The 13,484-nt window shown below is 44.2% G+C and carries 14 protein-coding genes; all 14 read right to left on the reverse strand.

The genetic code is table 11. The features are described from left to right. Positions 1–21: 21 nt before the first annotated feature. Positions 22–2,163, reverse strand: a complete 2,142-nt coding sequence (locus ACYFDN_RS02325) for a chemotaxis protein CheA (protein WP_483509878.1) — start codon at positions 2,161–2,163, stop codon at positions 22–24. Positions 2,164–2,174: 11 nt separating this feature from the next. Further along, positions 2,175–2,915, reverse strand: coding sequence for a protein phosphatase CheZ (locus ACYFDN_RS02330; protein WP_016401696.1), 741 nt, complete (start codon positions 2,913–2,915; stop codon positions 2,175–2,177). Positions 2,916–2,928: 13 nt separating this feature from the next. Further along, positions 2,929–3,312, reverse strand: coding sequence for a chemotaxis response regulator CheY (cheY, locus tag ACYFDN_RS02335; RefSeq protein WP_084681816.1), 384 nt, complete (start codon positions 3,310–3,312; stop codon positions 2,929–2,931). Positions 3,313–3,439: 127 nt separating this feature from the next. Next, positions 3,440–4,159: an RNA polymerase sigma factor FliA gene (locus ACYFDN_RS02340; protein ID WP_016401698.1), complete on the reverse strand. Its 720-nt coding sequence runs from the start codon at positions 4,157–4,159 to the stop codon at positions 3,440–3,442. Beyond that, a complete protein-coding gene (locus tag ACYFDN_RS02345; protein ID WP_016401699.1) occupies positions 4,152–5,045 on the reverse strand; it encodes a MinD/ParA family protein in 894 nt (297 codons plus the stop codon). Before ACYFDN_RS02345 ends, ACYFDN_RS02340 begins: the two co-directional genes overlap by 8 nt. After that, positions 5,035–6,462, reverse strand: a complete 1,428-nt coding sequence (gene flhF / locus ACYFDN_RS02350; RefSeq protein WP_483509879.1) for a flagellar biosynthesis GTPase FlhF — start codon at positions 6,460–6,462, stop codon at positions 5,035–5,037. Before flhF ends, ACYFDN_RS02345 begins: the two co-directional genes overlap by 11 nt. 37 nt (positions 6,463–6,499) lie before the next feature. Next, entirely contained in the window at positions 6,500–8,611 is a 2,112-nt protein-coding gene (gene flhA / locus ACYFDN_RS02355; RefSeq protein WP_016401701.1) for a flagellar biosynthesis protein FlhA, read from the reverse strand. A 98-nt stretch (positions 8,612–8,709) separates the two neighbouring features. Then, positions 8,710–9,837: a flagellar biosynthesis protein FlhB gene (gene flhB, locus ACYFDN_RS02360; RefSeq protein WP_483509880.1), complete on the reverse strand. Its 1,128-nt coding sequence runs from the start codon at positions 9,835–9,837 to the stop codon at positions 8,710–8,712. 18 nt (positions 9,838–9,855) lie between these two features. Then, positions 9,856–10,635: a flagellar biosynthetic protein FliR gene (gene fliR, locus ACYFDN_RS02365; RefSeq protein ID WP_338625446.1), complete on the reverse strand. Its 780-nt coding sequence runs from the start codon at positions 10,633–10,635 to the stop codon at positions 9,856–9,858. Further along, positions 10,635–10,904 (reverse strand): flagellar biosynthetic protein FliQ, encoded by a 270-nt coding sequence (locus ACYFDN_RS02370; protein WP_338625444.1) that lies wholly within the window; start codon positions 10,902–10,904, stop codon positions 10,635–10,637. Before ACYFDN_RS02370 ends, fliR begins: the two co-directional genes overlap by 1 nt. A 16-nt stretch (positions 10,905–10,920) precedes the next feature. Then, a complete protein-coding gene (fliP, locus tag ACYFDN_RS02375; RefSeq protein WP_338625442.1) occupies positions 10,921–11,664 on the reverse strand; it encodes a flagellar type III secretion system pore protein FliP in 744 nt (247 codons plus the stop codon). After that, positions 11,654–12,058, reverse strand: a complete 405-nt coding sequence (fliO, locus tag ACYFDN_RS02380; protein WP_483509881.1) for a flagellar biosynthetic protein FliO — start codon at positions 12,056–12,058, stop codon at positions 11,654–11,656. The genes fliP and fliO overlap by 11 nt, the downstream gene beginning before the upstream one ends. After that, positions 12,058–12,429, reverse strand: a complete 372-nt coding sequence (fliN, locus tag ACYFDN_RS02385; protein WP_016401707.1) for a flagellar motor switch protein FliN — start codon at positions 12,427–12,429, stop codon at positions 12,058–12,060. Before fliN ends, fliO begins: the two co-directional genes overlap by 1 nt. A gap of 17 nt (positions 12,430–12,446) precedes the next feature. Beyond that, the gene (gene fliM / locus ACYFDN_RS02390; RefSeq protein WP_016401708.1) at positions 12,447–13,475 is read right to left on the reverse strand and encodes a flagellar motor switch protein FliM; all 1,029 of its coding nucleotides are present in this window, start codon (positions 13,473–13,475) and stop codon (positions 12,447–12,449) included. Positions 13,476–13,484: the final 9 nt, after the last annotated feature.

Genomic DNA, 13,484 nt, shown 5'->3' on the forward strand with positions numbered 1-13,484 from the left:
GATTCTTCTTAAAGGCTAGGCTTACATCTTACGAGCGTAGCGTTTCAACAGGCTTGGAATATCAAGAATTAAAGCAATACGGCCATCACTAGTGATTGTTGCACCAGCCATACCTGGAGTACCTTGCAATAATTGGTCTAATGCTTTGATCACCACTTCTTCTTGGCCAATCAGATTATCAACAACAAAACCGACTTGTTGTGGGCCAATTTGTACGATAACCACGTGCCCTTGAGAACTACGCTCTCCAGATTGACCATTTCTAATTAACCAGTCTTGTAAGTAAAATAATGGAATTGCCTTATCACGAACAATCACAGTTTCTTGACCATCAACTACGTTAGTTTTGGTAAGGTCTAGGTGGAAGATTTCATTCACGCTAGTCAGTGGTAAGGCAAAAGTCTGCTTGCCAACGTCGACCATCAAGGTTGGCAAAATAGCCAAGGTTAGCGGTACTTTAATCTGTAATGTAGTGCCTTGCCCCAACTGTGAATCAATATCAACTGAACCATTAAGTTGGGTAATGCTGGTTTTAACCACGTCCATGCCCACACCTCGACCGGAGATGTCTGAAATCTCAGTCTTAGTAGAGAACCCTGGCGCAAAAATAAGACTATAAGCATCTTTATCTGGCATGCGAGCAGCGGCATCGGCATCAAGCACGCCGCGCTCAATCGCAATAGATTTTAGCTTATCGGCATTCATACCAGCGCCATCATCCTCGATTTTAAGCAAGATATGATCGCCTTCTTGTGAGGCTGATAGGCGAATAACGCCGGTACGAGGTTTACCCGAAGCAACTCGATCGTCTGGCATCTCAATACCATGGTCAACAGAGTTTCGAACTAAGTGAACCAAAGGATCTGCCAGCGCTTCAACTAAGTTTTTATCTAAGTCAGTATCTTCACCCACCAACTCAAGGTTAATGTCTTTTTTCAAGCTTCGCGCTAAATCTCGAACCACGCGAGGGAAACGGCCAAACACTTTTTTGATTGGCTGCATGCGGGTTTTCATTACCGCACCTTGAAGATCAGCTGTCACCACATCCAAGTTAGCGGTGGCTTTAGACATATCCTCATCATTGCTATTAAGGCCCAAACTCACCAAGCGGTTACGTACCAATACCAACTCGCCCACCATATTCATAATATCGTCTAGAGTGCGGGTATCTACGCGAACGGTGGTTTCGCCTTGAGGTACAGCTTGCTTGGCTGGCGCTTTTGCAGGCTCTTGTTTAGCTGGAGCAGCCTTAGCAGCAGGTTTGGCTGGTGCTGCTGGTTTAGCAGGCGCTTTAGGACTAGCTTCAATTTTTTCAGCTGGCTTAGGCGCAGCTTTAGCTGCGGGCTTAGCTGGAGTGGCCTTAGTGTCAGGCGCTTTCCCTGCTCCATGTAATTGGTCTAGCAGTTTCTCAAATTCATCATCGCCAATTTCATCAGCATTTGAACTAGGCTTCGCTACTTCTGGCGTTTTAGGTGCAGCCGCTTGTCCTGCACCTGGCGCCTTAGAACCATGCAGCTCATCCAACAGTTTTTCAAATTCATCATCTGAAATATCACCATCGCTGGCAGCCTTTTCGGCTGGAGCGGCGGGAGCGGGTTTTGGTGTTGCGGCCGCAGCAGGTGCAGCTGAGCCATGCAGCTCATCAAGCAAACGCTCAAACTCGTCGTCGGTAATTTCGTCAATATTGCCGGCATCGGCGCTCGGAGCCGCAGCTACTGGCTCTGGCTCTGGCTCTGGCTCTGGCTCTGGCTCTGCAGCCACTTCGTCAGCAGACTCTGGGCGAGACAACTGATGTAAGCTTTCGATTAATGCAGGAGACGCAGGTGTTAAAGGCTCGCGTGCTTGAACTTGAGCGAACATATCATTAACTGAATCTAGCGCTTCAAGAATCACATCCATTAGCTCAGGCGATACACTCCTTCCACCGTTGCGCAATGTGTCAAAAATATTCTCAGCTCCGTGACAAACATCAACCAGTTCGGTCAATGACAAAAAGCCTGCCCCACCTTTAACCGTATGGAAGCCACGAAATATGGCATTTAACAAGTCACTGTCATCTGGACGTTTTTCTAAATCAACCAGCTGTTCAGACAGCTGCTCAAGGATCTCCGCCGCTTCTACGAGAAAGTCTTGTAAGATGTCTTCATCTACATCAAACGACATGCGCTACTCCCTTAAAATCCTAAACTAGACAACAAGTCATCAACATCATCTTGGTCGTTAACAACGTCGTCCCTTTGCTCTTTATTTAATATTGGCCCTTCGGCTTCGATAGCAGATTTAGTCACTTTTTTATTTTCTACTACTTCGGCATTCTCATTTCCAAACAAGGTAAGCATTTCAACCAGACTTTCTTCCACCTCTTGCACCAAGGTGATTACCTTACGAATCATCTGACCGGTTAAATCTTGGAAATCTTGAGCCATCAATATTTCGGTTAACATGCTACGTAGTTTATCGGCATTTGCTGAAGAACTATTAAGGAAAATATCGATTTGGTGACATAGCGCCTTAAATTGGCCGATTTCAATTCTTCGTTCCATCAAACTTTGCCATATAGGCATGATACTGTTGATTTCGTTAGTTAATTGATCGGCAATTGGAAGGCCAGACTCTACTGCGTCCATGGTTTTATTGGCCGCTTGATCGGTCATCTCTATCACATAGTTTAACCGCTCTTTAGCGTCTGGTATTTCTTGATTAGCTAACTCGTTAATTCGAATATCGAGTTTAAATTCATTTAAAGAGTCATGAAGCTGACGAGTGAGCTGCCCAACCTTATCAAATAGCAGGTTAGCTTTTGGAGCACAAAGCTCACTAACAAGTTGATTCGCCTCGGCGACATTTCCTTCTTCAAGTAGCGCAACCAAAGATTTGGCGTCGGCTAATGAAATAATCGGAGTATCTGTGCTCACGCATCTTCCTTTCTTATTGTAGTCTTTCGAAAATCTTATCTAGCTTCTCTTTTAGCGTGGCTGCAGTGAAAGGTTTAACAATATATCCATTAACGCCGGCTTGAGCAGCTTCGATGATCTGTTCACGTTTTGCTTCGGCAGTTACCATTAAAACAGGTAAGTGAGACAAACTTTCGTCGGCACGAATATTTTTCAATAGGTCGATGCCTTCCATTCCAGGCATGTTCCAATCAGTTACTACAAATTCGAAATCGCCGCCTTTAAGCATAGGTAATGCGGTATTCCCGTCATCGGCTTCATGAGTATTGTTGAAGCCAAGATCTCTAAGTAGGTTTTTAATAATCCTTCTCATCGTTGAAAAATCATCAACAACCAGAATTTTCATATTTTTATCCAAGGTACGTCCCCCAACAGGATGTTTTACAAGCCACTAAATAGGCCAAAAATTTATGTAATATAGATATTATGCCTTAATAAACACAATTTTAGTCCATCTTTTACAAGAAATGTAAGGATGAATTTCTCTATTGTGTCCAATCTCGCATTCGAGTTTTAACTCGAGCAAGCGCTTGACTATGAATTTGACTGACTCGGGACTCGCTTACGCTCAATACTTCACCAATTTCTTTTAGGTTAAGTTCTTCATCATAATAGAGGGACAAAACCAGTGCTTCTCTCTCTGGCAGACCTTTAATACATTCGGCAAGAGATTGTTGAAAGCGTTGATTGGCAAAACCTTCAAAGGGTCGGTTTAGTTCTCGACTTTCTTCACTTGATATGACGTCTTCACTCACACCTAGGTCATCGATACCTAAAATGCGTCCGCAATTTACATCAGACAACATTGAGTGGTACTCACTTAAGCTTACGCCAAGCTTTGCAGCAACCTCGGCGTCTTTTGCGTCACCGTTTTTTTCTTTCTCGACTTCTGCAATTGCGTCACTAATGGCACGGCTGTTTTTATGTACCGAGCGTGGGACCCAATCGCCACGACGAATTTCGTCAAGCATAGAGCCACGAATGCGGATGCCGGCGTAGGTTTCGAAGCTAGCGCCTTTTGAGCCATCAAAGTTACGTGCGGCTTCGATTAAGCCAATCATTCCTGATTGGATCAAGTCATCAACAATCACGCTAGCCGGAAGCCTAGCCATTAGATGATGGGCTATCCGTTTGACCAAGTTTGCATGGCGCTCCACCAAAACATTAGTGTCATTAGCGCTGGCATAAGCGGCAACTTTATTCACTAAGCTGTTCTCTATTTTTACGTTGTCCAAACTCGAGAAGGTTCTCGATGAAAAATTCTAAATGTCCACCTGCTTGTTCAGGAATTGGCCAAGTAGAAGCTTTACTTGCTAATGAGCGAAATGCCAAAGAAGCAGGAGACTTAGGATAGGCTTCTACCACTACTCGTTGCTTTCTTACGGCTAAGCGCACGTTATTGTCATAAGGAATACAAGATACCAATTCGAGTGTAGCATCCAAGAAGCGATCGGTAACTCGAGTAAGCTTAGCAAACAATTCTTGGCCTTCGCGTAAGCTACGCACCATATTTGCTACCACTTTAAATTTGTAGACACCGTGCTGGTTTGAAAGCAGCTTTATGAGTGCATAAGCATCGGTAATAGAGGTTGGCTCATCACACACCACCACTAATATGTCTTGTGACGCCTTGGCAAAGCTTAGAACCATGTCGGAGATGCCCGCTGCGGTATCAACTAGCAACACATCAATAGGTGTTTTCATACTGCTAAAAGCACGAATAAGCCCGGCGTGTTCCGCAGGACTGAGTTCCACCATTGATTGAGTACCAGAAGTAGCAGGTGCAATTAAGATCCCATTGGGCCCTTTAACTAATACTTCATCTAAGGTGCATTCACCGGATAAAACGTGAGAGAGGTTTTTAGTTACACGTAAACCAAGCAGCACATCTACATTTGCAAGGCCTAAGTCGGCATCTAGAACCATTACGCGCTTACCTTGCGCAGCCATGGCTATGCCCATGTTAAGAGTAACGTTAGTTTTACCTACGCCTCCTTTGCCGCCAGTTACAGCGATGACTTTCACATTGTTTTTTTGTTGCATCATTCTTAAGCCGCTAGCTTGGTCAAATTCATTGTCTTTAGAATACATCTGAAACCTTTTGTTGTTCGGTTTCACTAAACCAGAAATGTTGCTGGCTTTGCTTATCGATAACCGATAATGCTTGTTCTATTAATTGGGTAGGCGCAGCTACCGCAATATCTTCAGGCACTTGTTGGCCGTGAGTAACGTAACTTATTGGTAAGGCATGGCGCAAGGTTACATTTAACACTTCGCCTAAAGCCAAACTTTCATCTAATTTGGTAAGTATGGTACCAGCTAAAGGAATTCGCTGAAATTGGTTCACAGTTTCTTCAATTACCCGACGCTGCGCGTTGGCCGACATCACCAAGTAGTTGCGAATGTTCACGCGGCTGTTTTTTACTAGCTTGTCTAATTGTTCGTGTAAGCGAAGATCTCGTTGGCTCATACCTGCGGTATCAATAAGTACCAACTTTTTGTCTTTAAACTGATAAAGCAACTGTGAAAGCTCTTCTTCATCATTGGCGACGCGTACGGCGCAGCCCATAATTTTGCCGTAAGTAGCAAGTTGTTCATGAGCACCAATACGGTAGGTATCTGTAGTAATCATCGCCACACTTTCGGCGCCATGGCGCATTGCAAACTGTGCGGCTAACTTGGCGATGGTGGTAGTTTTTCCTACGCCCGTTGGGCCAAGCAACGCAATAGCTCCACCCTTTAACAAAATCTCATCTTGGCCAACCGGGAGTTGATTGACTAATAGTTCACGTAAATGCTGCCAACCTTCTTGGACACCGAGTTCTTCGGGAATGTATCCAGCTATTTGGTCGGCCATATCTTCATCAAAACCAACTAGCTGCAACTGCTTAATTAACATCGCGCGAACTGGCTCTTGGCGCTCTACTTCCTGCCACATTAACCCAGAGACTTGATGCTCAAGCAACTTGCGCATGGCGGCCATTTCTTTTTTAAGTTCGCCGACTTCGTTGCCAGCAGCTGCTGATGCTGAATGAGCTGGTTGTCCACCAAGTGAAGCGTTGCTTGGTTTGCTGGATAATGAGCCTTGCTGCGCCCAACCTTGTTGTTGAGCTAAAGAGCGTGGAGCTTGAACAGTGCGAGGGCGCTGCTGTTGCTGTTTTTGCTGAGACTGTTGCAAGTTTTCTTGCTGACGCTTTTGATGGCGCTGCATAAAGTTGGTTAGGTTATCTTTCAAACTGGCATTTTCGTCAAAATCATGACTTGGATGCTGTTTTGTTGGCGCTTTTTTGGCTGCGCCAGCATTCATAGACGACAAATTGACGCTATCTTCAGGCAATTCTCTATCGCTTTTAGGTGCAGCCTGTTTAGCGCTAGAAGGTTCAACCGCAGCAACAATTTCGATGCCACCGGTTACCTTTTTGTTAGACATGATAACCGCATCGCTGCCAAGAGTTTCTTTCACTTCGGCTAGTGCGGTTCGCATATCTTTTGCAAAAAAGCGTTTCATTTTCACTGTTCACCTTCCTTTTGCTAATTCGCTGAAGCTACTGCCCCACTGAACTCACAATTCGTATTTGTTTATCTTCTGGCACTTCTTGATAAGACAGAACCCTTAATGCAGGCATTGCTGTTTTAACAAATCGAGACATGCTTGAACGCAGTATGCCCGAGGTTAACAAGATAGCGGGTTGACCGGCCATTTCTTGGTTTTGACACGCCTCCGTTAATGATACTTGGAGTTTCTCTGCCAAACCTGGCTCCATACCTGCGCCATCGTTTCCTGCCGCTTGCATAGACTGATGCAATATCTGCTCCAAGTCTGGAGACAAAGTAATTACTGGAAGTTCGGCCTCGCTGCCAATCAATTCTTGAACGATTAAACGTTTTAACGAGATACGACAGGCGGCGGTAAGAATATCGGGGTCTTGGCTCTTAGGTCCATATTCAACCAAGGTTTGAACAATGCTGCGAACATCTCGAATAGGCACACCTTCATTAAGTAGGTTTTGCAGTACCTTAACCACCGTAGACAAAGTCATAGTGTCTGGCACTAAGCCTTCAACCAATTTAGGCAAGCTGCCGCCTAGCATATCAAGTAGATTTTGAACTTCTTCGTGTCCAAGTAGGCTGGCCGCATTGTTCGTAAGTAGCTGACTTAAGTGGGTTGCGACAACCGTGGCGGAATCAACCACGGTATAACCCAATGTTTGCGCATGTTCGCGCTGCTCGGTAGCTACCCAAGCTGCTTCCAAGCCAAAGGCAGGATCTGTGGTGGCTTGGCCTTCAATTTTACCAAATACCTGACCTGGGTTGATCGCCATTTCGCGGTCGTGGAACACTTCCGACTCACCGTAAGTCACGCCCATTAATGTTATTCGATACTGATTAGGGCCTAAATCTAGGTTATCTCGAATATGTACAGCAGGCACCAGAAAACCCAAATCTTGCGATAACTTCTTACGCACACCTTTAATACGCGCCAATAATTCACCGCCTTGAGATTTATCCACCAAAGGAATTAAGCGATAGCCGACTTCAAGACCAATCACATCAACCGGTTGAACATCATCCCAACCTAGCTCTTTTGGCTCACTGCTCACATTAGAACTGGAAGAAGCAGGTTGTAATGCAGTCTCGGCAGCTTTCTTAGCATCGCCTTTATGTCGCATCCACGCAGCACCCAAACAAACCGCTGCACAGCTCAGAAAAGCTAAGTGAGGCATGCCAGGCACAATGCCCATAATGAAAAGAATCGAGCCACAAATAATCATTACTCGTGGATCTTTGAACATTTGTAAGCTTACCTGCTCACCCATATCCGCTTCGGTATTTTGGCGAGTAACCACTAAGGCAGCAGCGATAGACAATAGTAAAGACGGGATTTGCGCAACTAAGCCATCACCAATGGTCAGTAAGGTGTATACCTCTGCAGCTTGAGCGAAGGTTAGGTCATGCTGGGCCACACCAATAATGAAACCGCCTAAGATATTGATGAATAAAATCAAAATGCCGGCTATGGCATCACCTTTAACAAACTTACTAGCACCATCCATTGATCCGTAAAAATCAGCTTCGTTAGTTACGTCAGCGCGGCGTTCACGGGCTTGTTCTTGGTCGATAATGCCAGCATTTAAGTCTGCATCAATCGCCATTTGCTTACCTGGCATGGCATCCAAGGTAAAGCGCGCGCTTACTTCTGCGATACGGCCAGCACCTTTTGTTACCACGACAAAGTTGATAATCATCAAGATCAGGAATACCACCAAACCAACAGCGTAGTTCCCGCCAATAACCACTGAACCAAAAGCTTCAATTACATTACCAGCAGCATTTCCACCGTTATGCCCTTCTAACAAAACGACTCGAGTAGAGGCAACGTTCAAGGCCAAACGTAATAAAGTGGCGATTAACAACACGGTAGGAAACACCGCAAAATCTAGCGGGCGCTTAGTATAAACAGCAACCAATAACACCACTAAAGCAAGAGAGATATTGAAAGCAAACAGAATATCCAATAGCCACGCGGCCATTGGCAAAACCACCATGCCTAAAGTAGCTAGCACTACCATAGGTGTGCCAAAGCCCTTTATAACATTGACATCAACTTTTTTTAGATCTTGAAGCTTAAAGCTGGTGAGGCGATTGATGATTTCCATAAATGACGAAATACTGACTTCCTAACAATTGATGAAACGAGAAAAGCAATAACTGAGCCAACCACATAAAACACTCTAAGTAAGTGCTGAAACTGAGGTTAATATCTCAAATCATCTGGAATAGGTAGATCATCAACAACCGGTTTAGGACGCTTGCCTTTACCTTTGCGGTATTGCTCAAGTTGGAAAACAAAAGCAAGTACTTGCGCTACAGCAACGTACAAACCTTCAGGAATATCGTAACCAAGTTTAGTTGTATGATACAAAGAACGAGTTAAAGCAGGCGCTTGCATCACTGGTACATCATAGTGACGCGCAATTTCGCGAATTTTCATGGCTACTTCATCTACCCCTTTAGCCACTACTTTTGGCGCTCCACTGCCATTGCTGTCGTATTTTAGCGCTACAGAGAAATGTGTTGGGTTAGTAACAACAACGTCCGCCTGAGGTACGTCGGCCATCATTCGACGAGCAGCCATTTCCATTTGTAAGCGGCGAATGCGCCCTTTTACTTCAGGGCTACCCTCCATGTTTTTATGCTCATCTTTTACTTCTTGCTTAGACATTTTAAGCTGCTTGTTGTGATTCCAAATTTGATAAGGCACATCTATGATCACAATAATAATCAAGCTACAGACTAAAGCTAACAGCATCCATTGCAGCATATCCAAAGCATTAACAATTGAACCAGGGATAGACTGCATGCTAAGAGTAAGAATTTCAGCAAATTTCCATTGCAGGACAAACCATACTACCCCGGCAATGACCAACACTTTAGCGACGCTTTTGATGAACTCTACAAAAGCTTGAATGCCCAGCATCCGTTTAAAACCTTGAATGGGCGACATTTTACTGGCTTTTGGCCTTGCAGCCTCCCAGCTAAAAGGCATGCCTCCTAATAAGGTATTGCCAATAAGCGCTGCTAAAGTAATAAAGCCCATGATCCATATAAGTGGTTTAAACAATAACCAACCCATAATACCTATATTTTTTAGCATAAAATTTACGTCAAAAACTTCTTCCCGACTCATCACAAAAGCGGTTTGGAAAACCTTGACCATAGATTCCGCCAACATACCGCCAAATGCCATGATGACTAAAGCTGCGCTAATAAGTACTGCAGCGGTGCCTAACTCTTTAGAACGAGCTACCTGGCCTTTGTTACGGGCTTCTTCGAGTTTTTTCCCTGTGGGGTCTTCGGTTTTTTCTTGTTCGTCGTCTGCCATACTAATTAGACCATTGGTTTAACAACCAATCAGCAGCATGTCACATGCCAAGCTGCGGCCAACCTCCCACTGACGTTCAAAATGCGCCAAAAAACCACCAATAGTGAGCCAAAGAATGAATAAACCAAACAACATACTTACCGCAAAACCAATACTAAAAATATTCAGTTGTGGGGCTGCTCGCGTCATAATGCCGAAAGAAAAGTTAACCAGCAACATTGCCACTACAGAGGATATAGATAGCGCTAAAGCAGCCAAAAATAATTGTGAATACCACCCTGCCAGCAATTGATAATCCAAACTACTTAAGCCACTCATGCCCACCGGTAGCGTTTCAAAACTCATAGCGATTAAAGTAATTAACTGCAAATGGCCGTCAATGGCCAGAAACAACAGGGTCGCTAAGAGCAAATAGAATTGACCAACAACCGGTGTACTTTGGCCGTTATTCGGGTCAACCATGGAGGCAAAACCCAAACTGGTTTGCATCGCAATAATTTGCCCGCCAACCACAAAGGTTTGCATCAATAATTGTGAAATAAATCCGATGGCGGCGCCAATCAGTACTTGCTGCAAAATAACGATAACAGCTTGAAAAGAAAAAACTTCTATTCCAGTTACTTCCGGCAAAATAGGCACTAAAGCAAAAGTGATGGCTAAAGCTAGTAACAAGCGCACTCGAGTTGGAACTGATTTACCACCAAAACTTGCTAATACCATCAGCATCGCGGCTACTCGAGTAAGCGCCCATAGATACTGGCCAATCCAGGCCATCACTACACTGGCTGGAAACTCCATTAGCCAACAACCTGAGGAATCATATCCACCATGGTAAAAAACAACTCCATTAGTTTCTCGGTAAACCAATGACCAGCGACAATAAGCGCACCTAGGGTAACCAATAGGCGAGGTAAAAAACTTAAGGTTTGTTCGTTAATTGAGGTGGCGGCTTGGAAAATAGCGACTATTAAACCCACCAACAGACTTGGAATAATTGCAGCTGAAACCAATAGCATCACTTGGCCTAAGGCAAGGCGAAATACATCAACAAAGACTTCCGGTTCCATCTATAGGCTCCTACGTCTATACGCCAAAACTATTTGCAAGTGTGCCCATCACCAAGCTCCAACCATCTACCAACACAAACAGCATTAACTTAAATGGCAAAGATACAATCATTGGCGACAGCATCATCATACCCATTGCCATTAAGATACTGGCCACCACTAAGTCGATAACCAAGAAGGGAATAAACAACATAAAGCCAATTTGGAAAGCCGTTTTAAGCTCTGAGGTTATAAAGGCTGGAATAAGTACATTGAAAGGTACCTCTTCCGGCGAACCTACTTCCACTTTGGCAATTTTAACAAAGGTTTCCAAATCCGTTAGCCGGGTTTGCGCCAACATAAACTCTTTGAGCGGCTCTTTGGCTTTTTCGAAAGCCTGCATCGAAGTAAGATCTTCACTTAAATATGGCTGAACTGCCTGAGTATTCACTTCATCGATTACCGGCGACATAATGAAAAAGGTCAAAAATAAAGCGATGCCAATAATTACTTGATTTGACGGACTTTGTTGCAAACCCATGGCTTGCCTTAAGATAGACATAACCACCACAATGCGGGTGAAAGATGTCATCATAATCACTAATGCAGGCAAAAATGACAGCGCAGTCATCAAAGCCAAGACTTGCAAGGTCACCGAATACTCTTGTCCACCATCTGGATTAGTGGTCATAGTGATAGCCGGTAAAATACCTTCTTGAGCAAAACTGGGTGCAACAACACCTAGCAACAGACTTAGGCAAATAAACAGCTTACTTTTCATTTTTAGCCAACAATCCTTGTAACTGTTTAGTGAATGAGCCACTCATCTTATTCGGCTTGGCAACAATGGGGTTATCTAACTTATCCAAAAGGTTTATAGATTGAGCAGTAACACCAATTAAGTACTGCTGTTCACCAATTTCTACCACCATCACCCGCTCTCGCGTACCTAAAGCTAAGTTAGCGACCACTTTAGACTGGCCACCAGCAAACTGGCTAAGCCGAGTCTTCTTTAGTACCCATGCGCAAACAAAAATAGTGACTAAAACTAAAGCCAAAGACATTACCCACGAAAGCAGTTCAACTTGGCTATTGGGAGGAGAAGTGGTTTCTTGTTCAGCTAAAGCTGGCAAACTAATACCAGCTGCAATGATGAATGCGAGGACTTGTTGCATTACTTGAGCTTTTTAATACGTTCGGTTTGGCTAATAACGTCGGTAAGGCGAATACCAAACTTATCATTTACAACTACCACTTCACCGTGCGCAATCAATGTTCCGTTTACCAAAACATCCAACGGTTCGCCGGCAACCCTATCTAGTTCTACCACTGAGCCTTGGTTAAGTTGTAACAGGTTACGGATGCTAATATTGCTGCGGCCTACTTCCATGGAAATAGTTACAGGAATGTCCATAATCGAATCAAGTTTACGTTGCTCTTCTTCGGTTATAGGTTTTGATTCATCGACAAAGTCTTCAAGCGGAGCAGGCTCGGCTTCGGCCATCGCTGCTGCCCACTCATCAGCCATATCATCTTGATCACTCATATTTTATCCTTATTACTTTACTCGTCGCCCGGTGATGAACGGCGGCTACTTACCACCATTTCAAGGTCACTCTTCACAGTGTCGGGACGCTTTAACTGAGTATCAATTTTCAGTGCCATTTTTTCTTTTTGTCTACCAAGTTTAACTCGGTAACTAGGTAAATCTTCAACATATAACATAGCAGTTTCAGGCATCTCAACCGGTATAATATCACCCGCTTTAAGATCCATTAACTGACGCAACGTTACGTCAGTTTCTAGCAATTTGGTATGTAAACCCACAGGCACATCCATGATTTCATCACTTAGTGCTGAGCTCCAACGCTGGTCGGTGTCTTGTTTATCACTTTGCACACCCGCATCTAAGAGCTCTCGAATCGGCTCCAACATTGAATACGGCATAGATATATGGAAGTCGCCACCGCCGCCATCCAGCTCAATATGAAATGAACTAACAACAATCACTTCGGTGGGACTCACGATATTGGCCATTGCAGGGTTTACTTCTGAGTCTAAATAATCGAAGCCAACGTCCATTACTGGCGCCCAAGCTTCTACATAGTCTTCAAAAATAATTTTAAGCAGCATTTGAATAATGCGGCGCTCGGTAGGTGTAAACTCGCGGCCTTCAATTTTGGCATGATAACGCCCATCTCCACCGAAGAAGTTCTCTACCAAAATGAACACCAAACGTGCTTCCATGGTTACTAATGCAGTACCTTTTAAAGGTCGAAAACGAACCATGTTTAAACTTGTAGGAACAAATAGCGTGTGAACGTATTCGCCAAACTTAATCATTTGCACGCCATTAATCGATACTTCCGCTGTACGGCGCATCATATTAAATAGGCTAATTCGCATATGCCTAGCAAATCGTTCATTAACCAACTCAAGAGTTGGCATTCGTCCACGAACGATTCGATCTTGAGAAGAGAAGTCAAACTCCACCACACTGCCAGACATTTCTGGCTCTATGATGTCCTCTTCTATGTCATCAACACCGTGTAATAGCGCATCGATCTCGTCTTGGCTTAATAAGTCGCTCACGTTGGTCCT

It is taken from the genome of Agarivorans sp. D1326 (genome assembly GCF_056958115.1).

Bases quoted from the DNA above. Each gene is read 5' to 3' on its own strand.
- fliN (WP_016401707.1), bottom strand. From the start codon at position 12,429: ATGAGTGATCAAGATGATATGGCTGATGAGTGGGCAGCAGCGATGGCC.
- fliR (WP_338625446.1), bottom strand. From the start codon at position 10,635: ATGGAGTTTCCAGCCAGTGTAGTGATGGCCTGGATTGGCCAGTATCTA.
- fliP (WP_338625442.1), bottom strand. From the start codon at position 11,664: ATGAAAAGTAAGCTGTTTATTTGCCTAAGTCTGTTGCTAGGTGTTGTT.
- flhB (WP_483509880.1), bottom strand. From the start codon at position 9,837: ATGGCAGACGACGAACAAGAAAAAACCGAAGACCCCACAGGGAAAAAA.
- ACYFDN_RS02325 (WP_483509878.1), bottom strand. From the start codon at position 2,163: ATGTCGTTTGATGTAGATGAAGACATCTTACAAGACTTTCTCGTAGAA.
- fliO (WP_483509881.1), bottom strand. From the start codon at position 12,058: ATGCAACAAGTCCTCGCATTCATCATTGCAGCTGGTATTAGTTTGCCA.
- flhF (WP_483509879.1), bottom strand. From the start codon at position 6,462: ATGAAACGCTTTTTTGCAAAAGATATGCGAACCGCACTAGCCGAAGTG.
- ACYFDN_RS02370 (WP_338625444.1), bottom strand. From the start codon at position 10,904: ATGGAACCGGAAGTCTTTGTTGATGTATTTCGCCTTGCCTTAGGCCAA.
- ACYFDN_RS02345 (WP_016401699.1), bottom strand. From the start codon at position 5,045: ATGTATTCTAAAGACAATGAATTTGACCAAGCTAGCGGCTTAAGAATG.
- flhA (WP_016401701.1), bottom strand. From the start codon at position 8,611: ATGGAAATCATCAATCGCCTCACCAGCTTTAAGCTTCAAGATCTAAAA.